The following is a 21,663-nucleotide window of genomic DNA, read 5'->3' on the forward strand; positions in this document are numbered from 1 at the left end:
GCGGTACTAGCGTACGCTTTTCCGTACCCGATGGAGGGTTGCCATGGTTCGACGCAGAGCCTCGTCGCCGCCCGGCCGCGCGCTGCTCGCCGCGCTCGTCGTCGCGACGGCCGCGGTGACGGGGTGCTCCGCACCCGACTCCGCCGCTCCGACCGCCGGCGCCGGTGAGCCGCCTCGGCTGCTGGACGCACCGGCACCGGGACCCGTGCACGACTGGCTGGGCTACGACAGACCGGCCGAGTACCAGAGCGTCGAGTCGAGGGTCCAGGTGCCGACCCGCGACGGCACGGCCTTGTCGTGCCGTCGTTTCCAGCCCGGTCGCGGCGGAACGCCGGACGCGGAGCGGGAGCACCCGGGAGTGATCATGGACTTCACCCCATACGACAAGGAGTCGGGCGCGCCCCAGCACCGCTACTTCGCCGAACGCGGCTACGACGTGCTCGTCTGCGACGTTCGCGGGTCCGGCGACTCCCCCGGTGATTACGTCAGCTGGTTCCAACCCCAGGAGGCTCTCGACAACTACGACGTCGTCGAGTGGCTCGCGGCGCAACCCGGCTCGAACGGTCGAATCGCGCAGATCGGCTCGAGCTACGGTTCGATCACTGCGTACCGGGTGGCGGCGCTGCAACCACCGCACCTGACGACGATCGTCCCCATGGTGTCACCGACGAACATCTACGCCGAGTGGATCTACCCGGGCGGGGTACCGTCGCACACCAACATGGCCTGGTGGGCCAGCGAGGCTCCGACGATCGACACGGCGGCGCACGCCAGCACACTGGCGACCTTCCAGCAGCATCCGCTGTACGACGACTTCTGGAAGCAGGTCGCGACGACCAACAAGCTGTCCGACGTCACCGTCCCCGTGCTGCACGTGGGCGGCTACTTCGACATCTTCAAGCAGGGCGGGTTCGACGCGCTCGCCCAGCGGCCGGACCGCACGTGGCTGCTCACCGGGCCGTGGATCCACGACGGCTTCGTGTCCCTCCCGGGCGGCGCACCCGACACGATCACGACCGGCACGCTCCTGCAGTGGTTCGACCACTGGCTCGATGACCGCCCCGGCGCGAGCATCCCGCCCTCGCGTGTCATCAGCTACGAATCCAACTCCGCAAGCGGCACCGGACGGTGGACCGGCTTCGACCACTGGCCCGCCGGGTCGGCGCAATCGCGCCGCCTCTTCCCCACCGCCGACGGGGCTCTGAGCGACACCCCGCCTGCCCCGTCCGACAGCCACTACTCGGTCAACCCGTACGACGGGCCGTCAGCGGCGGCGCTCGGCAGCTTCCCGACCGATCCCGGGCAGAACCAGGCCCCATCAGAACAGGGTGTGCGCAACGACCGGGACCGCTACGGCACGACCGACCCGCGGACCACGTTCACCCTCCCCGCGTTCGAGAACGACACGACGGTGGCCGGCCCGGTCACCCTGCACCTCGACGCGTCCCTCACCACCGCCGACACGTACTTCGCCGGCAAACTCGAGGTCGTCACGCGGGACGGGAAGGTGCTGCCCATCGAGGCCGGCCATCTGCGTGCGCAGCTGCGCAGCGGACTCGAACAGGCCGTCCCGGTCCCGCTGGGCGAGCCGACGCAGTACCGGATGGATCTCGGGCACACCCACTGGCGGTTCACGGCAGGCGAGCAGCTGCGGATCAGCATCAGCGGCGGCAATCTTCCGTTGGCGAGCCCAACAGCACCTGCCGGCGTCGTCACGATCCACCACGGCGACAGAACATTCGTCGACATCACCACCATCCCCGGGTGACGCCTGCAGATCGGGCCCGCCGCCACGCCTGCGTCGCCGACCCCGCCGGCCAGCCCGTACGCGGACCGGGTGCCGATCTTCGAGCTCGAAGGGTCCGTGCATCAGCCCACACAGCCCTGCTGTGCGATCTGGTAGCTGTCGAAGGCACGGGCGGCCCCGCCGTACGCCTCGATGTGGATGATCGCCTCGACGATCTCTTCCGGAGTGACTCCGTTGTCGAGCGCGATGCCGAGCTGGCCGGGGTACTTTCGCGGCGGGCACGGCACGCGCGGGCACGGCGCGGGGTGTCCGACGGCGCACGGAGGTGTCGGATGGCGCTGGGCAGGGCGGTTCCGGGGCGAGATCCATCCGCGCGGGCTGACGTGCTGCACCAGAGCGAGCGCACGCGTGTCACCCGGCTGTACCTCCCTGGGCACACCGTCGTCCGGAAGCAACCGCTGGGCCCGGACGCGGAACGGCGACTGCGCCACGAGCGGGCGGTGCTGGAGCAGCTGCGCGGTGTTGCGGGGGTCGCACAGCTGGTGGAGGAGCCGCGGTACGCGGCGTCGATCGTGCTGGCGGACGTGGGCGGCACGAGGCCGGCGAAGCCGCTGACCGTTGACGCGCTGATCCGGCTCGGGTTGGGGTTGGCCCGGGCGGTGGCCGCGATGCACCGCCGGGGGGTGATGCACCGGGACATCACCCCGGCGAACATCGTGCTCTCCCTCGACGGCACCCCGTGCCTGGTGGACTTCGCGTTGGCGACGTCTATCGCCGAGCTTCGTCCGGAGTTCACCCCTCGCAGTCAGATCGTGGGAACGCTCGCGTACCTGGCGCCGGAGCAGACCGGGCGCACCGGCCGGCCGGTCGACCAGCGGGCCGACCTCTACGCATTGGGTGCGACGTTGTACGAGCTGGCGACCGGTGCTCCGCCGTTCGGCTCCGATGACCCGTTGCGCCTCACCCACGACCATCTGGCCCGCGTGCCCGTTCCCCCGGCAGACGTGGAGCCGGCCGTACCGGCGCCGCTCTCCGAGATCATCATGCATCTGCTGGAGAAGGAGCCGGACAACCGGTACCAGACCGCGGAAGGCCTGGTCTACGACCTGGAGAGGTTGCGGGACGCCCGATCGGATCCGGCAGCTGCTCCGCCCCGTGTTGGTGAACGAGACTTCCCGCCCCGCCTGCTACCGCCGTCGCGGCTGGTAGGACGCGATGCCGAGGTGGCGGCGTTGCAGGCGGCGTTCGAGGATGCGTTGGCGGGCCGGGGCCGCGGCGTACTGGTTGCCGGCGCGCCGGGCGTGGGGAAGACGGCGTTGGTCGACCAGCTGCGTCCGTACGTGGCGGGCAGGGACGGCTGGTTCGTGGCGGGCAAGTTCGACCAGTACCGACGAGGCCTGGAGTTCGACGGGGTCAACCAGGCATTTCGCGCGTTGGGTCGGCTGCTGCTGGCCGAGCCCGAGGAGGAGCTGGCGCACATCCGCGAACGGATCTTCGACGCGGTCGGCCGGAACGCGGGCCTGTTGGCCGCGGTGGTGCCGGAGTTCGCGGCGCTGCTGGCGGTGCCGACGGATCCGGGGGATCCGCTGACCGCGCAGGTGCGGACACAGCGCAGCGGCATCCAGGTCCTGCGGGCCGTCGCGTCGCCGGATCGACCGGTGGCGCTGTTCGTCGACGACCTGCAGTGGGCAGGGCGTACCCCACTGGGCTTCGTCGACCTCGTGCTCGACGAGGTGCAGATCGAAGGCCTCTTCGTGGTGGGTGCCTACCGCGATGACGACGTGAACGCGGCGGGGCCGCTGGCAGCGCTGCGCTCCCATCCCGCGGAACGCGCAGGCGTGCGGCATCTGCGGCTGCACAACCTCCGGGTCGCGAGCCTCGTCGACATGGTCGCCGAGATGCTGCACGCGGACCGGGCCGCGGTGGTGGCTCTGGTCGAGGCGGTCGCGGCGCACACATCCGGCAACCCGTACGAGACCGTGGAGCTGCTGGGCGCACTGCGCCGCGCCGGGGTGCTGACCCCGATGGCAGACGGGTGGCGATGGGATGCCACGGAGTTGCACGCGTACCTGAGCCGGTCGGAGGTGGCCGGGCTGCTGGGGGCGCCCGTCTCGGCCATCCCACCGGCATCGCGGCAGCTGGTGGAGGCGATGGCGTGCCTTGGTGGTCGGGTCGAGGTGGGGGTGCTGCAGACCGCGACCGGCGAACCGGCGCGCGTGGTGGAAGGGCGGCTGGCACCGGCCCTCGACGAGGGTTTCCTGGTGGTGGAGCCGGGGGTGGATGAGGCAGTTCGCTTCCGCCACGACCGCATCCGCGAAGGGGTCCTGCGCGGGATGGATCCGCGGCGTCGACGCACCGCCCAGCTGACGATGGCGCGGCGGCTGGCCGAGGTGCCGGGGTTGTTCGCGATCGCCGCCGAGCAGTACCTGCCGGTGGTCGATGCGATCGACGCTCCCGCGGAGCGAAGACGAGTGGTGGAGCTGCTGCGATCCGCCGCCGACCAGGCGAGGACGGTCGGAGATCACGCACTGGTGGACGCCCTGCTGGCCGCCGCGCTGAGGCTGGTCGACCCGGCTGAGACCGGCAGGCGGGTCGAGCTGCACACCGGCCGCCACGCCGCCCTGTACAGCCTGGGGCGCCTGGACGAGGCGGACGAGGAGTACCGCACGATCGACCGGCTGTGCACGAGCGCCGTACAGCGGGTCGCCGCAACGTGCCTGCAGGTGCGCAGCCTGACCCATCGGAAACGCTTCGCCGACGCGATCGGCCTGGGTCTGGAGTCACTGCGCGACTGCGGCATCGCGGTACCGGAGGCGGACCGGCTCACCGCCGGGCTCGACGGCCAGTTCGACCGCCTGCACCGGTGGTTGGACCAGGCGGGAGCCGCAGACGACCTGGCTCGGCCGGAGATCACCGAGCCGAGACTGCTCGCCGGGGCACGCCTGATCAACGTCGTCCTGTCGCCGGCCTACTTCCTCCCCGACCTCGACACGTTCGCGTGGCTGAGCCTGGAGGCCGTCGGGATCTGGCTCGAGCACGGCCCGAGCCGTTCCTTGCTCGGCCCGGTCGGCCACGTGGGTCTGGCAGCAGCGGCGCTGCGCGGCGACTACTCGGTGGGGCACAGCGCGATGCGGCGAGTCCTCCCCCTCGGCGAAGCGCGGGGATACGAGCCCGAGACCTCGCACGCACGCTTCCTGTTCGCCCTCCTGGCCTGGTCCTTCGAGCCGATCGAGGTCGGTGTCCAGGAGTTCCGGCGAGCTCGCGACGGGTTGATCGCGGGAGGCGACCTGGCCAACGCCGGCTACTCGTACGACACGGCCGTGCAGTACCTCGGGGACTGCGCGCCGACGCTCGACAGCTTCGTCGCCGAGGTGGAGGCGGGCTTGGCATTCCTGCCGCGCACGGGCAACGAGCAGACCGCCCAGGCTCTCGACCGCTACCGGTGGCTGGCCGGTGTGCTGCGCGGTGAACCCGCAGCCGCTGCGCGTGCCGGCGACCCGGCCCACCGGTACGCCGACAACCCGCTCGCACTCCTCCTCACCCATGTCACTCGCGCGGTCGCCGCCGCCGTCTTCGACGACCCGCTCGGCCTGGTGCAGCACACCGAGGCGGCGACGTCGCTGCTACCGGCGGCCCAGGTCACGTATCCGGCCGCTGTGGTCCGCCTGCTGCGCGGGCTGGCACTCGCCGGGCAGGCGCGCGCCGCGGGCGGCGGGGAGCGCGGCGCGCTGCTGTCCGAGCTGGACGAGGTGGTGCGGTGGCTGGCCGCCCGCGCCGCGGACGCACCCGACAACTTCCTGCACCAGCTGCGGCTCATCGAAGCCGAACAGGCCTGGGCGGTCGGCGACTTCCGCGCCGCCGCCCTCGCCTTCGACATGGCACGACGGGAGGCCCGGGGTGGTCAGCGGCCATGGCATCGGGCGCTGATCGCCGAACGCGCAGCGCGCTTCTACCTCGCCCACGGCGTCGAACAGCCGGGCTACGACCAGCTCGCCCGGGCCCGCGAGTACTACGCCGCGTGGGGTGCGACCGCGAAGGTCGCCCAGCTCGACTGGGCGTACCCGACCCTGCGACCGGGATCAGAAACGACCGCCGGGCCCGGCGGCGTCGCACCCGCTGACGTTCTCCGCCATCGCTCGACCGTCATGACGGGCGCGCTGGACCTGCTCGGCATCCTGTCCGCCTCGCAGGCGCTGAGCTCCGAGACCAGCGTCGAACGCCTGCACTCCCGCGTGGCCGAGGTGCTCAGGGCGATGACCGGGGCAACCGACGTGCACCTGCTGCTGTGGAGCGATGACCGCCAGGACTGGCTGCTCCCCGCGCAGGACGACAGCGGCCCGGCTCGTGCGGCGCCGGCGTCCGTGCTGCACTACGTCCGGCGAACCGGTGAGCCACTCGTCGTCGACGACTCCACCCGCGACGACCGCTTCGCCCGCGACCCCTACTTCGCCGGTCTCCCCTCTTGTGCGCTGCTGGCCGTGCCCATCCTCGGCCGCGGCACGTTGCGGGCGGTGCTGCTGCTGGAGAACCGCCTCATCCGCGCCGCATTCACCAACGAGCGGCTCGACGCCGTCACGCTCATCGCCGGCCAGCTCGCCGTCTCCCTCGACAACGCCCAGCTCTACGCCGAGCTCACCGAGTCGCGCGCCCGGCTCGTCGCCGCAGCGGACCGTGCCCGCCGGCGCATCGAACGCGACCTCCACGACGGTGCCCAGCAGCGGCTGATCTCCCTCGCGATGCAGGTGGGCGTGGCGAAGGCCGCGGTGCCACCCGAGTCCGCCGAGTTGGCCGCGCGGCTGGACGACCTCGCCGCCGAGGCGGGCGGCGCGCTGGCCGCGCTGCGCGAGCTCGCCCGTGGCATCCACCCCGCGGACCTCGTCGACGGCGGTCTCCTTCCGGCGTTCAAAGCGCTGGCCCGCCGTTCCACCGTCCCGGTGCGCCTGGCCGTGCAGGCCGACCAGCGGCTGCCCGAGCAGGTCGAGATCGCCGCCTACTATGTGGTGGCCGAAGCCCTGACCAACACCGCCAAACACGCTCACGCCTCGGTCGTGATCGTCGCCGCCGAGGCCGACGACGCCGTCCTGCGGGTCTGCGTGCGTGACGACGGCCGAGGCGGCGCCGACCTCGGCGGGGGATCCGGCCTGGTCGGGCTCAAGGACCGGGTCGAGGCGCTCGGTGGCCGGCTCTCCCTGCAGACCGCCCCGCGCACCGGCACCACGGTGCAGGCCGAGCTGCCGCTGCGCCCGGCCCGCACCGTCCACGGGTGACGGAAAGAAACGGTCCGATCGGGCTCAGTGGCTGTCGAGGAAGGTGAGCACGGCCAGCACGCGGCGGTGGTCCGCCGGGGTCTCCGGGATCGCGAGCTTCGCGAAGATGCTGCTGACGTGCTTCTCCACCGTTCCGTCGGTGACCCACAGCTGCTGGGCGATGCCCGAGTTGGAACGGCCCTCGGCCATCAGCTTGAGCACCTCGCGCTCGCGCGGTGAGAGGGCCCGCAGCGGGTCCTCGAACCGCCGGACGGTGAGCAGCTCCTGCACGAGAACGGGGTCGACGACCGTGGCGCCCTTCACGATCCGGTCGAGCGTGGCGATGAAGTCACCGACGTCGCTCACGCGGTCCTTGAGCAGGTAGCCGGTGCACTGCCCGCTCCTCAGCAACTCGGTGGCCTGCTCGACCAGGACGTGAGCGGACAGCACCAGGATCGCGGTCCCGGGCAGCTCCTCGCGGATCGCCGCCGCCGCCTCGAGCCCTTCCGCGGTGTAGGTGGGGGGCATCCGGATGTCGACGATCACCAGGTCGGGGCGGAGCTGCCGGACCTGCGTGAGCAGTTCGGTGGGCATGCTCGCGCGGCCGACGACGTCGTACCCGGACCCGGCGAGCAGGCTCGCCAGCCCTTCGCGAAGCAGCACGTCGTCGTCGGCCACGACCACCCGCGTACCGCTCTCCACCACGTCGAGGATTATCCGCCACCTCGAGGACCGTCAGCGGCCGCGCCGGCCCACCGGCATCGCGGCACGGGGTGGGGTCAGCACCAACTCGGTTCTTCGGGCTGACCGGTATTCGGAATTGATGGTCGCCGGGCGGACGTACCGGGCCACGGCGGGGAACCTTGTGCCTTGCCACCCGGCGGCGCCCGCCGGTCCGGCCTCCCACCCCCGTCGCAACGGAGGCTTCGCCATGGCTGCCCACCCATGCCACCTGCCGGCCTGATGACCGGGAGTCCTGCACCCGTCGGCCGCCCCCCGATCACGACGCCACGGGATGGGCGGCGGGCCGAGGGGAGCCCGCTGGCCCGCCAGCCCTGGTTGGGCCTCGTGGGCGGGCTGGTGTTCGTCGTACCCTTCGCCGTGCCCCTCGCGTTCGGTGTGGGTGGTGCCGAGGGGTCGTTGTTCGTGCTGGGGCCCCTGGCCACGTTCGCACTGCCGGTGGTGGCCGTGATCGCGTTCTGGTGGGAGGACTGGCCGGGCACCCGGCTTCGGTCGGCCTGGGCGGGCTGGGCGGACACCGCCCTGGTGATCGTCGGGGCCGTCGCCCTGACCGTCGCCGGACAGGCCGTGACCGCGAGGCCGGACCTCGCCGGGATCTTCGATCCGGGGGCGGGCCCGGAGCACGCCGCCACGTTCCCGGCCACGATGCCGCTGGCGGGCGCGGCCTTCGTGGTGATGCTGCAGCTGACCCTCGCCTGTGAGCGGTGGCCGCTCGATCGGCTCGACCGCACGTGGTCCGGGATTCTCGCCTTGATCACGGCCTGGGCGGTCGCGCTCCTGCTGACCCGGACGCTGGTGGCATCCGGCGTGGTGGGCGGCGCCGACTTCGGTGCACTGATGGTGACCACCGGCATGTGGCAGACCGTCCTGTTCGTGGTGCTGCAGGGCTGGCCCCTCGACAGGATCGAGTCCCGGGCACCGCGGCTGCTGGCGAACAACGCGGCGGTCGCGGTCGGTGCGCTGCTGACCTACGCTGCGTTGTCCGCCCCGGCAGGTCTCGGGGCGGACACGATCAGCGCCGTCTGCGGATGTGTGATCGCCGGCGGACTGCTGGTCGGAATCCTGTTCGAGGGCCGGCCGCGCCCGGTCCGGCGGTGGCGCGCCCTGACGCTCGTAGCCGTGGTCTCGGCGGCCCTGTTCATCGTGCTCACCCGCTTCGCGGGCACGGTGCTCTGGCAGCGCGCCACGGCGTCCGACTGGGTGGCTCATGCGGCGTTGAACGCGATCGGGCTCCCGGTGATCTTGCACGTGGGGATCGGGCGGCGCTGGCCGTTCCCACGCATCTGGAACGAACGGAAGGACACACCGTGACCACATTCATCGTCAACGGGCAGAAGGTCGATGTGGATCTCGATCCACGGGAGTCCCTGCTCGACGTCCTGCACGGCAGGCTGCAGCTGTTCGGCACGAAGAAGGGATGCGATCACGGCCAGTGCGGCGCGTGCACCGTCCACCTCGACGGCCGCCGGGTCGTCTCGTGCCTGACCATGGCGGTGCAGGCCGACGAGCGCGAGGTGCGCACCATCGAGGACGTCGCGGCCGAGGACGGCACCCTGCACCCGCTCCAGCAGGCGTTCATCGACAACGACGCCATGCAGTGCGGCTACTGCACCCCGGGGCAGATCATGTCCGGCCTCGCCTGCATCGCCGAAGGCCACACCGGCGGCGACGACGAGATCCGCGAGCACATGAGCGGCAACCTGTGCCGGTGCGGCGCCTACGTGGGCATCGTGGCCGCCATCCGGCAAGCCGCTGGGCAAACGGCCACGAGGCAGACGGGGGCCTGAGGCGATGCGTGCCTTCTCCTACACCGCGCCCTCATCGGTCGCCGAAGCGGTCGAGGCCATCGCCGCGGCGGGCGGGGGTGCGAAGTTCCTGGCCGGCGGCACGACGCTGTTCGACCTGATGAAGCTCGGTGTGGAGCGGCCACCGGCGCTGGTCGACGTCAGCCGGCTCGCCGAGCTCACCACCATCGACACCTCTCGCGGGGACCACCTGGTCTTCGGTGGGGGCGCCCGGATGGCCGACGTCGCCGCCGACCCCGTCGTGAGGCGCGACTACCCGGTCCTGTCGGAGTCGCTGTGGCGCGCGGCGTCGCAGCAGCTGCGCAACATGGCCACCGTCGCGGGCAACCTGCTGCAGCGGACCCGGTGTCCGTACTTCCGGGAAACGGCGTACCCGTGCAACAAGCGGGAGCCGGGCAGCGGCTGCGCGGCCCGCGAGGGCATCGACCGCGGCAACGCCGTGCTCGGCACCAGCGAGGCCTGCATCGCCACCTACCCGGGCGACTGGCCGGTCGCGCTGCTCGCCTTCGACGCGGCCGTCGACGTGGTCGGCCCGCGGGGCGAGCGGACGGTCACGCTTGCCGACCTGCACCTCGAGCCCGGCGATACGCCGCACCGCGAGCACACGCTCGCGCCGGACGAGCTGATCCTGCGGATCCGGGTACCGCTCACCCCGGCCGGCAGGGGGTCGACCTACCTGAAGATCCGCGACCGGGAATCGTACGCGTTCGCGCTCGCGTCGGCCGCCGTCGGGCTCACCCTGACCGCCGGGGGTCAGGTCCAGGAGTGCCGGATCGCGTTGGGTGGGGTCGCCACCCGGCCGTGGCGCGCCCGGAGCGCCGAGCAGGCCGTGATCGGCCGGCCGTTGACCGACGAGACCGCACGCGCGGCCGGCGAGGCCGCGCTGGCCGGTGCCCACGCCGGTGCCCACAACACCTTCAAGATCGAGCTGGCCAAGCGCACCGTCGCCGACGCGCTGCGCATCGCCGGAGAGCGGGCTTCCCGATGAACCCGACCAGCACAGCACAGCGCGTCGACGCCCACGCCAAGGTCACGGGTGCTCTCCGGTACGGCGCCGACCGCCTGCCCGATGACCTGGCGTACGCGGTGTTCGCCGTGGCCACCATCGGCAAGGGCCGAGTCGTCGACATCGACACCGATGCCGCGCACCGGGTGCCGGGCGTCCACTCGGTGATCACTCGTATCGACCCGGACGAGCTCCGGTCGCCCGGGTTCATCATGGCGAACGGCTACGGTTTCCAGAGCCTGCAGCCGCTCGTGGACGACCGCGTCGCCTACCGGGGGCAGCCGATCGCGCTGGTCCTGGCGGACACGCTCCTCGCCGCGGTCGAGGCGGCCGAGCTCGTCACCGCCACGTACGAGGCGGAGCCGATCGCGGTCACGCTGGACGATCCCGGCGCGGAGACGATCACGCAGGCCGAGGCCATCCCGATCCCGATGCTCGCCGACACCATCACCGGCGACGCCGACGCCGCCTTCGCCGCGGCTCCGGTGCAAGTTGACGTCGAGCTCCACGGCCCCGCCCAGCACCAGGTCCCGATGGAGCTCATCAGCAGCGTCGTCGAATGGCGCGGCGACACACTGGTCGTGCACGAGGGCACCCAGAACTCCGGCGCGATCCAGAACGGCGTCGCCCAGCAGCTCGGCATCGACCCGGCCCGGGTGGAGGTCATCTCCCCGTCGGTCGGCGGCGGCTTCGGGCAGAAGAACTCGCTCCAGCCGCACATCGGGCCGCTGGCCATCGCCGCCCGCAGGCTCGGCCGCCCGATCAAGCTGGTGCTGACCCGCCCGCAGACCTTCCACCAGGCCAGCTTCCGGCCGGCCAGCCGGCAGCGCGTGCGGCTCGGTGCCGACACCTCCGGGCGGCTGTTGGCGGCGATCCACGAGATCGACCAGCAGACCTCCCGGCACGACCTGTTCCCGGGCCTGTACACCGAGGTGTCCTCCCGGCTCTACGGCATCAGGGACTTCCGCGGCAGGCAGCGGCTCGTCCGCACCGACGTGCAGACCCCCGGCTACATGCGGGCGCCGTTCGAGCACATGTCCGTCCACGCGATCGAGTCAGCTGTCGACGAGATCGCGTACGCCACCGGCCAGGATCCCGTCCAGATCCGCCTCGCCAACGACGCCACGGCGGACCCGGTCACCGGGCTGCCGTTCTCCTCCCGCCACGTGGCCGAGTGCCTGCGGCGGGGCGCGGAACGGTTCGGCTGGGCGGAGCGAGACCCGCAACCGCGGTCCATGCGGGCCTCCGACGGCTCGCTGGTCGGCTGGGGCGTGGCGATCGGCGCCTACCCCGGCAGCGTCACCCCGGCGATCGCACGGTTGTCCGTCGACGCCACCGGAACGATCACGGTGGCGGTGGCCGGCCACGAGATGGGCCAGGGCATCCGCACCGCGATCGCGCGCCTCGTGGCGGACGATCTCGGCATCGACCCCACTGCGATCGTGATCAGCGTCGGCGATACCCGCCACGCACCCCAGCACCTGACGGCCGGTTCGTGGGGCACCGCGTCGGCGCTCCCGGCCGTACACGCCGCCCTCGGCCGGCTCCGCACCGAGCTCGGCCTACCCGCGACGGGTGCGCTCGACCTGCGTGCGGAGGTTGCCGCGGCCGGACGCTCACGGGTCGACGTGGAAGCCGCCACCGTCGGCGCAGGCCAGCCCACCGAACCCGTCGTGGACCGGCTCCGCACCGGCCTCGTCGCCATCGCCGGGCCGGAGTACCCCGAGTTCGTCACGTTCAGCTACATCGCGCACTTCGTCGAGGTCCGGGTGGAGCCGACGACCTGCCGGATCCGCGTCCCGCGCGTCGTCAGCGTCGCCGACTGCGGCCGGGTCGCGAGCCCCGTGACGGCCGCGAGCCAGGTCCGCGGCGGCGTGATCTGGGGAATCGGGGCGACGTTGCGCGAACAGAGCGTCGTCGACACGCGCTACGGCGGCTTCCTCAACTCGACCATGGAGGAGTACCCGATCCCCGTCAACGCCGACGTCCACCGGATCGACGTCGACTTCGTGGACCAGCCGGACCCGCTGCTCAACCCGATGGGCGTCAAGGGACTCGGTGAAGTCGCGATGGTGGGCGTTTCCGCGGCCATCGGCAATGCCGTCTTCCACGCCACCGGCACCCGCTTCCGCCGACTGCCGATCCACATCGAGGACGTTCTCGCCAGCATCTGAACGGCTGGTGACGCTGACCGGCACGGGCGGTGCGGGGGAAGACGCGTTGGGCCCTGGAGGTGACCCGGCGGGTCGTCGAGCGCGACAACGTCGAGCACGTGTCGCCGCTGACCGCGACGTCAGAAGTCGGAGTACGCGATCGATGCGTCAGGGGCGACGGATGCCCCCAGATCGGGCCGTGCCGGCCGGCGTGGAGGACGGCGGCAGTACGGTGGCTGCCTGTCCCGGCAGGTACGGACTCCGGCGGAGAGGAAGCCCGAGGTGGGTCGTATCCGACAGATCGCCACCGCGCTGGCCTCGGCGAGCTGCGCGGCGCTCCTGACGGCATGCATGACCGCCGCGACCTCCTCCGGCTCACCGCACCCGTCCGAGCCGGTCCCCGCGCCGAGCCCCACGCCCGGTGCGGCGGCGACGGCCGGCGCCGTGCCACGGCCGGACCACGTGGTGATCGTCGTGCTGGAGAACGAGGAGCAGGGCGAGGTCATGGACGAGGCGCCGTTCCTGGCATCACTCGCCGCCGCTGGCACCTCCCTGACCGACATGCACGCCGAGACCCACCCCAGCCAGCCCAACTACCTGGCCCTGTTCTCCGGCGACACCCAGGGCGTGAGCGACGACGACTGCCCGCGTTCCTTCCCCGGGCCGAGCCTCGGGGGTGAGCTCCTCGCCGCCGGGCTGACCTTCGCCGCCTACTCCGAGGACCTCCCGGAAGCCGGCTTCACCGGCTGCCGCCACGAGGGGTACGCGCGCAAACACGCACCCTGGGCGAACTTCACCGACGTTCCGGAACAACTTCACCAACCGCTCACCGCGATGCCAACGGACTTCGCGCGACTGCCCACGGTCTCCTTCGTGATCCCGAACCTGTGCCACGACATGCACGACTGCCCGGTCGCCCAGGGCGACGCCTGGATGCGAGAGCACCTCGGCGACTACGCGACATGGGCCCGCACGCACAACAGCCTGCTACTCGTCACGTTCGACGAGTCCGAGAGCCACGGCGACCCGAACAACCACATCGCCACGATCGCGGTCGGCCAAGGGGTCACCCAGGGCCCGGACCCGGAACACGCCGACCACTACTCGCTGCTGCGCACGCTCCAGGAGCTGTACGCACTGCCACCTCTGGGACACAGCGCGGATGCCGCACCGCTCACCTTCCTCCGGCGCCGCGCTGGATAGGGCCTCCTCGGGAGGTGTCAGAGGATGACCGTTCCGCTTCACGGCCGCGCCGCACCGGGAGACACCGCGCGGCCCTGGTCCGTAGGCCCCGGTCGCGGATGCCGCTCCAGCTGGTACCGCGTCGAGCGGTCGGCGGCGACGTCACCCGCGTCGACGTTCTCGTTCTCGATGGTCCCGGGGTACGCGAATCGGTCCCAGGTCGACTCGCCGTGCGGTCTTCGTTGCCAGCCGCGCGCCCAGAGTGGACCGGTCAGGTGACACTGGCAAGGACCCACCCGTACCCGGACGGTCGGACAACTACATGTCCACGACGAGCTCGGAGTGCCCGCCTGTCGCGCCGACGTTCTGTCAAGAGGCACTAGTGCCCCCTAGCCTTCCTCGACCAGCCGCCGGTGCAGGTCGGCGGTGAGCCTGGCGATCTCCCGGGTGATCTCGGTGTTGGTGCGCAGCTCGGTCTCCTGCTAGGTGAAGTCGTGATCGGCCTTGGCCTGCTGGAACGCCGCCGCCCTGTTCTGCCCGATGAGCACGAACGTGGACAGGAAGATCGCCTCCAGGGATACCACCAGCGTCAGGGTCGGCCACGGGGTCGACTCGACCAGCACCATCCACGCGGCGAAGACCACGACATGGATGTAGATGAAGACCATCGAGCCCGCGAACCGAGTGATCTGGTCGGCCACCCGCAGTTGCAGATCCCCCGCCCGGTGCTCACGCATCCGGGCGACCACCGGGTGTTCGAGGCGTGCCGGCCGAGCTGACTGGTCCATGAGATCTCCTCGCACGCTCGCCGACCGTCCACCTGTGCGGTCACCGCGTCATGCTGCCCGTGCCCGGGCACGACGAGCCGGTCGGGCCACTGATCGGACGGCGTGGAGCCGATCCGATCGCGCCAGGCTTGCGGCCATGTCGGACACAGGTGGTCGAACAGCTACATGTCCACGACGAGCTCGGAGTCCGGGCGAGCGCAACAGATCAGCACCGACCCGTCGGCTGGTGGCTCGAGCGGGACGGGTTCGTAGCTGACCCGGCCCGACAGCAACGGGGTGGTGCAGGTGTGGCAGACCCCGGTCCGGCAGGACCAGCGGGTGGGCACGTCGCAGGCCTCTGCGAGCTCGAGGACGGTGCGGGTGGTGGGGTCGTCGAAGGGCACGGACAGCCCGCTGCGCGCGAAGGTGACGAGCGGGCCGGGCCCGGGCCGACCGGCCGGCGGGTGTGGTGGGACAGGTGCATCCGCGATCACGCCCGGGTTGATCGCGTCCAGGGCTCCGAAGAGCTCGGTGCGGACGTCTGTGATCCCCAGCCCGCCGAGCCCCGCGCCGATGTCGGCCATGAAGGCGGCCGGACCGCACAGGTAGGCGCTCGCGTCGCCGGGCAGGGCGAGCCCGGCCAAGGTTTCGGCGGTGATCCGCCCGGGGTGCGCGCCCGTCGCCGCCAGCTCGGCCGGTGTGGCCGCTGTGTAGAAGATGTGCTCGTGGGCCCGAGGGAGGGTGGCGAGCAGGCGGTGTGCCTCGGCGGCGAACGCATGCGCCCCGGGCCCGCGGGCGGCGTGCAGCCACCAGACCTCGCGCTCGGCGTGCTGGCCGGACAGCTGGTGCAGCATGGCCAGCACCGGGGTCACACCGACCCCGGCGGAGACCAGGACGACCGGGTTCGTTCCGTCCCGGAGCACGAACTCACCACGCGGGGCTGCGACCTCGATGACCGAGTCGGGTCGAAGGTTGTCGAGGAGGTAGCGGCTGACCAGGCCCTTCGGCTCGCGCTTCACGCTGATCCGGTAGTCGGCCTCCCCGGGCGCGGAGGACAATGAGTACGTGCGTACCGGCGCCGGGTCACCCGCGCCCGCCACGCGAACGGTCAGATACTGACCGGCACGCGCGACCGGCAGGGACACCGAGTCCTCCGGCCCGAGCCGGATCGAGGTGATCGTGGAGCTCTCGGCGACGGTGGCGTGGACCCGCAGCAGGCGAAATCCCGGCCACCCGACCTCGACGTGGGCCGGCTGTGGCGCCTCGTCCTGTTGTCCGTCCGCCGCGTCGAGGAGCTCCCGGAGCGAGCCCTGCCAGCCCGGGCTCAACGCCGGTATCCGCAGGGCGCGACGCAGGGCGGCGGGGTCCCGGTCCGGCAGGTACAGCAGGCCGTCGATCTCGGCGACGGTCATCCGCTCCGGGCCATCGGCGATCTTGACGATCTCATCGCCCGCTTCGACCTGCCCTTCGGTGAGCACCCGCAGGTAGAACCCGGGGCGGCGGTGCGCGACCAGCAGCGCGGGCATGTCGGGTTCGCCGAGCCGCATGCCGACCCGGAAGCACGTCACCCTGGGCTGGCTGACCTCGAGCTCGGCCTCGCCGATGCGGTACCGGTCGCCGATGCACACCTGGTCGTCGGCCAACCCGTCGACGGTGAAGTTCTCCCCGAACGCACCGAACTCGATGTCGTTCCGGCCGAAGTGCCGCCGCCAGTGGCGGTAGGAGCCCAGCTGGTAGACCAGCACGGCCCGGTTCACGCCGCCGTGGCCGGCGAGATCCCCTTGGCCGTCGCCGTCCACGTCGAGCCGGCGGACCATCCGTTTCCCCGGCACCGGGCGCTTCCAGATCCCGGTGTGGACGGTCCGGCCCCGCCAGGCGACGTCCTGGGGCAGGCCTACGTTGAGGGAGAGCAACGACACCATCGCGAGCTCCTTCCGTCCAGCGGCGTCATCCACTGCTCGTGAACCGGACGTTGCCCGGCGGAATGCGTCGCATTCCGAGCGCTTCAGGGGCGCTCGACAGGTGCGTCGATGTCGTCGTAGACGCGGGCCGCGGCCAGCAGTCCGTCCGGGCCGCGTTCGTAGACGCCGAGTCCCGCCTGGGGCGGCAGGTCATGGCTGCCCCAGCGGACGCAGTTGTACTCCAGGGCGCAGCGCGTGCCGTCATCGGTCACGGCGCAGTGCTGGAGGCCGATGCCGCCGCCCGCGCTGAAGCACCGGGTGAAGAACGACCGCAGCTCACGGGTGCCGCTGTGGGCGTTGCGCGGGCCGGAAGGCCCCCGGAAGTACCCGTCCGAGGCGAACGTCCTCACGACCGCCTCGGCGTCACCGGTCTCCAGCGCGTCCTGGTAGCGGCCGACGACATCAGCGGGGTGGGCGGGCCCTGGCTCGAGTATCGGAGGCCGCAGGTGCCGGCGCCCGTCGACCGGCCGCTGGCTGCAGTAGGTGCGGAACACCACCGACCGGTCGTCGGGGGACTCGGCGACGACCGCCACCGGCCAGGCCAGCTCCCGGCCGTCGTCGGTGAGGTGGGCCAGCAGCTCGACCACCGCGCGCCCGTCGACGCACGTGGCGGCCACCGTCTCGATCCGTGCATGGCGCTCCGCCAGCCACGCCTGGTTGGCACGGACGAACCCCCGCAGCTGCCGGTGCCCGCGGATCTCACCGGCGCGCGGGTCGTGGACCACCACCTCGCCGGGCCACACGGTCTCCAGCAAGTGCGTATCACCCCTGTTCAACGCGGTGAAGTACCGCTCCACCGGATCAGTCCGGCCCGCGGCGCGCGTCTGCCTGCGGACCAGCTCCACGGCATTGCCGAAGTCCGGAAACCACGGCATCTCGAACCACGCTCCCCTACCGGCCGCACCCCTCTCCGCAGACTGCCGTCTCCCGCCCTCGGCAACAGGGTCTGGCGTACACCGCCTGGTCCTCGCGTGGGCGAAGCGTCGCCGATCGGCTCGGGCGACCGGATGCTTCTTCTGCAGCATGCGACGGTGCAAGCTCGGTCGCACCACCACCAGCACGATGAGCGGCGAGCCCCGAGGCCGGCTCAGGGAGGTTCGGCGTCAGCCGGCGGGTGGACCAGGAGGTCGAACAGCGGCCGTAGGCGGCGCTCCAGCGCGGGGGCGTCGGCGGTGGCCAGCGCCGAGCTGCCCAGCACCTGTTGCATGAGCCGCACGCCGGCCAACACGGACAGGAACAGTGCGGCTCGCTCGTGCGCCTGCGCGCCGGGCAACAGCGCCTGCAGCGGGAGTTGGAAGTGCGTGTCGATGGCCGCGCGCAGGATCTCGGTGGCCCGAGGGTTCGCCACCGAACGCAGCATCAGCAGGAAGCCGTCCACGGAGCGGGGCTCGGCGGCGACCAGCGCCGCTGCGGCGAACCGGCTCAGCGACTCGACGTCGTCGGCGATCAGCGTGCGTTCGGCGAAGGCCACCTCGACCACCTCGGCGAACAGCTGCTCCTTGGAGCCGAAGTAGCGGTTGACCAGCATCGCGGTCACCCCCGCCGCGTTCGCGATCTCCCGCACGCCCACCCCGTCGTAGCCGTGGCCGGTGAAGGCGATCAGCGCCGATCGCAGGATCGCCTCCCGGGTGGCGGCGGCGTCGCGCCGGCGAGCCTGCCGTCCGGTCGGTGCGTCCTCCATGTCTACGAGTGTAGACTTGTCGATGTCTACAGCTGTAGACGCCACGCCGTCTGGTGGAGTTCAGGGGCTGACATGGATCTAGGGCTGTCCGGAAAGCGGGCATTGGTCACCGGGTCGAGCGCCGGCATCGGCGAAGCGATCGCCACGTTGCTGGCCGGCGAGGGTGTCCAGGTAGTGGTGCACGGTCGGGACGAGGCCAGGGCCGAGTTGGTCGCCGGAGCGATCCGCGCGGGCGGGGGCGCGGCGGAGGTGACGATCGGTGACCTGAGCAGCGACGAGGGCGCGGACGCGGTGGCCGTCGGGGCCATGCGGGGCGGAGAGATCGACATCCTGGTGAACAACGCCGGCGGATACGAGCACCGATCGTGGGCCGAGCTGACCGCCGAGCAGTGGCTGGACAGCTACCAGCACAACGTGGTGTCCGGGGTGCGGTTGATCAACCGGCTGGTGCCGGGAATGCGCGAGCGCGGATGGGGCCGGGTGATCCAGGTCGGCGGCGGGCTGGCCGTCCAACCCATCGCCGCGCAGCCGGACTACAACGCAACGCTGGCTGCCCGGCACAACCTGGCCGTGTCGTTGGCCCGCGAGCTGCGCGGCTCCGGGGTCACCTCCAACGTGGTCGCCCCTGGGGTGATCTTGGTGTCCTCGGTCCGGGAGTTGCTCACCCGGGCCGCGCCCGGCTACGGCTGGGGGTCGAGTTGGGCGGACATCGAGCACGGCGCGGTGCGTGACCTGGTACCCAACGACGTGGGCCGGCTGGGTCGGCCCGAGGAGATCGCAGCGGCCGTGGCCTACCTGGCCAGTCCGCGAGCCGATTACGTGAGCGGCGCGGTACTGCGCGTGGACGGCGGCACCATCCGCTCGGTCAACTGGACGGGGTAGAAGACATGGCGAAGACGTGGCTCATCACCGGAAGCTCGCGGGGCTTCGGTCGGGAGCTGGCCAGCGCGGTGCTGGACGCTGGGGAGAACCTGGTTGCCACCGCGCGCCGGCCGGCCGACCTGGACGACCTGGTGGCCCGCTACGGCGACCGGGTGCGGGCGGTGGCACTGGACGTCACCGACGCGACGGCGGCCCGGGCGGCCGTCGACACCGCCGTGCGCGAGTTCGGCCGGCTGGACGTGGTGGTGAACAACGCCGGCTACGCCAACAGCGCGCCGATCGAGGAGATGGCAGAAGACGACTTCCGGGCGCAGATCGAGGCCAACCTGTTCGGCGTCGTGAACGTCACCCGGGCCGCTCTACCGGTGTTGCGCGGGCAGCGCTCCGGGCACATCGTGCAGTTCTCCTCGATCGGCGGGCGGGTCGGCGGTACCCCCGGCATGGGCGCCTACCAGACCGCCAAGTTCGGCGTGGAGGGGTTCTCCGAGGTGCTCAACGCCGAGGTCAGACCGTTGGGCATCAAGGTGGTCATCGTGGAGCCGGGCCCGTTCCGCACCGAGTGGAGCACCACCTCGATGATCCGCGCCGATGTCGGCCCGGACTACCAGCGGACGGTCGGCGAGGTGAACCGCATGCGCGAGGCCACTGCGGCCAGTTGGCCCGGCGACCCGGCGCGCGCGGCGACGATCATCCTCGACGTGGTGGCGATGGACGATCCGCCGCTGCGCCTGCTCCTGGGCGCGAGCGCGGTCGAGCTGGCGCTGCGCTCGGCGGAGGAGCGGAGCGCAGAGGCTCGGCAGTGGGCGGAGCTGAGCGGTTCCGCCGATTACCCGGTGGGGCGGTCATGACCCGGATCGCCCTGGTGACCGGCGCCAACAAGGGCCTGGGCAAGGAGGTCTCACGCCAGCTTGCCTCACGCGGCATCAACGTGCTGCTGGGCAGCCGGGACCCGGAGCGCGGCGAACGGGCGGCGGCCGAGCTGCGCACCGCCGGCCTGCCCGTGCAGCCGGTCCTGCTGGACGTGACCGATGCCGACTCGATCGGCGAGGTGGCGCGGCAGCTGCGCGTCGAGTACGGCCGGCTGGACGTGCTGGTCAACAACGCCGGCATCCTGATCAACCCCCCGGCACTGGAGACGACCGTGGACGACATGCGTGCCACGTTCGAGACCAACGTCTTCGGCGTGGTGGCAGTGACCTCTGCGATGCTGCCGCTGCTGGTCGAGGCGGCGGCGCCGAGGATCGTGAACGTGTCCAGCACCACCGCGTCGCTCACCTACAACACCGGACCGTCCGCCCGGTTCGCCGACGCGCCCCGCAACCTCGCCTACGCCGCCTCCAAGTCGGCGGTCACGATGCTCACCGTGCAGTACGCCAACGCGTTCCGCCGCGCAGCGGCGTACACCCACCTCAAGATCAACGCAGCCACGCCGGGGCACATCGCCACCGACCTGAACGGCCGACGGGGACCACGCACCCCGGCGCAGGGCGCCCGCATCGTCACCACCCTGGCCACACTGCCGGACGACGGCCCCAGCGGCGGCTTCTTCAATGACGAGGGTCACCTGCCCTGGTAACCGCGGGCGCGGCCCAGCGGCCGACCGCCGGCCCGGATGGCTGACGCCAACCGGGCCGGCGGAGCACATGTGTGCACTCGTCGCGATCACGCAGCGGGGATGCGATGGTCGGTTCCGGCGTCCTCTCGCCTGGGCCAGATCTTCGATCCGGTGATGCCGCCGATCGCAGCGGCAGCGGCTGCTGCGCCCAGCCCGAGGGCCGCCCAGCCGGCCGTGTCGCGGGCGGTCTCCAGCGCCTGAACGGGATCGACGTTCTGTGCGGTCTGCGCGGCGGCGTCCGGTGCCTGGGAGGCGACGCTGGTCAGCGGGCCGAGCAGGGCGGTGCCACCGATCAGGGTGAGGGCGAGGATGCCGAGCACGCTCAGCGCCCACACCAGGACACCGTGGAGCATCCCGTCACCGATCTTGCGCCACATCGTGCTGGCGCCGGCCGTGAGGCCGCCGACGAAGAATGCGATCAGCGCCAGAACGCCGGTCACGATCCCGGTGGCGACACCAGACCCGTCCCGACCGTTGAAGCTCAGGTCGAGCCATCCGAGCGCGAAGAACAGCAGTTGCAACATGATGAACACCGTCAGCACGACGGACGCGCCCGCCCAGGTCGGGCCCCATCGCACGCGGTCGCGGGCCTCCTCGGGTCGGTCGGTGGCGCCTCGTTGATCGACGTGTGACGCGACGGCTGATTCGGTCGCGGTTGCCCTGGTGTGGCCGGCGTGCGGCGGCGGCGTGAAGGGATCAGCCGCGTCCGGGAAGTTGTCGCGGCTGGCGGGCGTCGAGCCGGCGGCGCGGTAGGCGCCCTGGTCACGAGTAGACATGTTCTGGTCCTTGTGTTCGGCAGTTCGGTGTGCAGTGGTGCGGGCGGACGTGTGCACGCGACTTCGGTGGCCGTTCGTGCTGCTCGTGCCGTGGGGGGACG

At 71.8% G+C, this 21,663-nt stretch carries 17 protein-coding genes; 10 read left to right on the top strand and 7 right to left on the bottom strand.

The window, feature by feature from the left end:
• Window positions 1-43: 43 nt before the first annotated feature.
• Window positions 44-1,768 carry a CocE/NonD family hydrolase gene (locus ABEA81_RS06220; protein ID WP_345603834.1) on the top strand — a complete coding sequence of 575 codons (1,725 nt, stop codon included), beginning with the start codon at window positions 44-46 and terminating at the stop codon, window positions 1,766-1,768.
• 101 nt (window positions 1,769-1,869) lie between these two features.
• Here the strand turns inward: ABEA81_RS06220 and ABEA81_RS42560 are convergent, their stop codons facing one another.
• Window positions 1,870-2,184: a carboxymuconolactone decarboxylase family protein gene (locus tag ABEA81_RS42560; protein ID WP_425570459.1), complete on the bottom strand. Its 315-nt coding sequence runs from the start codon at window positions 2,182-2,184 to the stop codon at window positions 1,870-1,872.
• Here ABEA81_RS42560 and ABEA81_RS06225 point away from each other — a divergent pair.
• A complete protein-coding gene (locus ABEA81_RS06225) occupies window positions 2,080-7,014 on the top strand; it encodes an AAA family ATPase (protein ID WP_425570460.1) in 4,935 nt (1,644 codons plus the stop codon). The genes ABEA81_RS42560 and ABEA81_RS06225 overlap by 105 nt on opposite strands.
• Window positions 7,015-7,038: 24 nt before the next feature.
• Here ABEA81_RS06225 and ABEA81_RS06230 read toward each other — a convergent pair whose 3' ends face one another.
• Window positions 7,039-7,698, bottom strand: a complete 660-nt coding sequence (locus tag ABEA81_RS06230; protein WP_345603836.1) for a response regulator transcription factor — start codon at window positions 7,696-7,698, stop codon at window positions 7,039-7,041.
• 375 nt (window positions 7,699-8,073) lie between these two features.
• Between ABEA81_RS06230 and ABEA81_RS06235 the strand changes: the two genes are divergently transcribed.
• From ABEA81_RS06235 to ABEA81_RS06255, 5 genes are all read left to right on the top strand, one after another.
• A complete protein-coding gene (locus ABEA81_RS06235; protein ID WP_345603837.1) occupies window positions 8,074-9,045 on the top strand; it encodes a hypothetical protein in 972 nt (323 codons plus the stop codon).
• Window positions 9,042-9,521: a (2Fe-2S)-binding protein gene (locus tag ABEA81_RS06240; RefSeq protein ID WP_345603838.1), complete on the top strand. Its 480-nt coding sequence runs from the start codon at window positions 9,042-9,044 to the stop codon at window positions 9,519-9,521. The genes ABEA81_RS06235 and ABEA81_RS06240 overlap by 4 nt, the downstream gene beginning before the upstream one ends.
• A 4-nt stretch (window positions 9,522-9,525) precedes the next feature.
• Entirely contained in the window at window positions 9,526-10,527 is a 1,002-nt protein-coding gene (locus tag ABEA81_RS06245) for an FAD binding domain-containing protein (RefSeq protein ID WP_345603839.1), read from the top strand.
• Window positions 10,524-12,719: a xanthine dehydrogenase family protein molybdopterin-binding subunit gene (locus tag ABEA81_RS06250; RefSeq protein ID WP_345603840.1), complete on the top strand. Its 2,196-nt coding sequence runs from the start codon at window positions 10,524-10,526 to the stop codon at window positions 12,717-12,719. The genes ABEA81_RS06245 and ABEA81_RS06250 overlap by 4 nt, the downstream gene beginning before the upstream one ends.
• Window positions 12,720-12,980: 261 nt before the next feature.
• Window positions 12,981-13,901, top strand: coding sequence for an alkaline phosphatase family protein (locus ABEA81_RS06255; RefSeq protein WP_345603841.1), 921 nt, complete (start codon window positions 12,981-12,983; stop codon window positions 13,899-13,901).
• A 461-nt stretch (window positions 13,902-14,362) separates the two neighbouring features.
• Here ABEA81_RS06255 and ABEA81_RS06260 read toward each other — a convergent pair whose 3' ends face one another.
• The 4 genes from ABEA81_RS06260 to ABEA81_RS06275 all read right to left on the bottom strand — a co-directional run bounded on the left by ABEA81_RS06260 (window position 14,363) and on the right by ABEA81_RS06275 (window position 18,289).
• The gene (locus ABEA81_RS06260; protein WP_345603842.1) at window positions 14,363-14,668 is read right to left on the bottom strand and encodes a DUF1003 domain-containing protein; all 306 of its coding nucleotides are present in this window, start codon (window positions 14,666-14,668) and stop codon (window positions 14,363-14,365) included.
• Window positions 14,669-14,829: 161 nt separating this feature from the next.
• On the bottom strand, window positions 14,830-16,569 hold the full coding sequence (locus ABEA81_RS06265) for an MOSC domain-containing protein (protein ID WP_345603843.1): 1,740 nt from the start codon (window positions 16,567-16,569) through the stop codon (window positions 14,830-14,832).
• An 83-nt stretch (window positions 16,570-16,652) separates the two neighbouring features.
• Window positions 16,653-17,483, bottom strand: a complete 831-nt coding sequence (locus ABEA81_RS06270; RefSeq protein ID WP_345603844.1) for a nuclear transport factor 2 family protein — start codon at window positions 17,481-17,483, stop codon at window positions 16,653-16,655.
• Between the two features lie 212 nt (window positions 17,484-17,695).
• Window positions 17,696-18,289: a TetR/AcrR family transcriptional regulator gene (locus ABEA81_RS06275; RefSeq protein WP_345603845.1), complete on the bottom strand. Its 594-nt coding sequence runs from the start codon at window positions 18,287-18,289 to the stop codon at window positions 17,696-17,698.
• Between the two features lie 72 nt (window positions 18,290-18,361).
• Here ABEA81_RS06275 and ABEA81_RS06280 point away from each other — a divergent pair, with 72 nt between their 5' ends.
• The 3 genes from ABEA81_RS06280 to ABEA81_RS06290 are packed head-to-tail and all read left to right on the top strand — an operon-like array spanning window position 18,362 to window position 20,747.
• Entirely contained in the window at window positions 18,362-19,171 is an 810-nt protein-coding gene (locus tag ABEA81_RS06280) for an SDR family NAD(P)-dependent oxidoreductase (protein WP_345603846.1), read from the top strand.
• 5 nt (window positions 19,172-19,176) lie between these two features.
• Window positions 19,177-20,019, top strand: a complete 843-nt coding sequence (locus ABEA81_RS06285; RefSeq protein WP_345603847.1) for an oxidoreductase — start codon at window positions 19,177-19,179, stop codon at window positions 20,017-20,019.
• Window positions 20,016-20,747 (top strand): SDR family oxidoreductase, encoded by a 732-nt coding sequence (locus ABEA81_RS06290; RefSeq protein WP_345603848.1) that lies wholly within the window; start codon window positions 20,016-20,018, stop codon window positions 20,745-20,747. Before ABEA81_RS06285 ends, ABEA81_RS06290 begins: the two co-directional genes overlap by 4 nt.
• A gap of 86 nt (window positions 20,748-20,833) precedes the next feature.
• On the opposite strand, the gene ABEA81_RS06295 is transcribed toward ABEA81_RS06290, so the two are convergent.
• Complete coding sequence (locus tag ABEA81_RS06295) at window positions 20,834-21,619, bottom strand: hypothetical protein (protein WP_345603849.1); 786 nt, start codon at window positions 21,617-21,619, stop codon at window positions 20,834-20,836.
• Between the last annotated feature and the right edge of the window lie 44 nt (window positions 21,620-21,663).

The sequence above is a fragment of the Pseudonocardia adelaidensis genome, assembly GCF_039543345.1.
Classification (GTDB): Bacteria; Actinomycetota; Actinomycetes; order Mycobacteriales; family Pseudonocardiaceae; genus Pseudonocardia; species Pseudonocardia adelaidensis.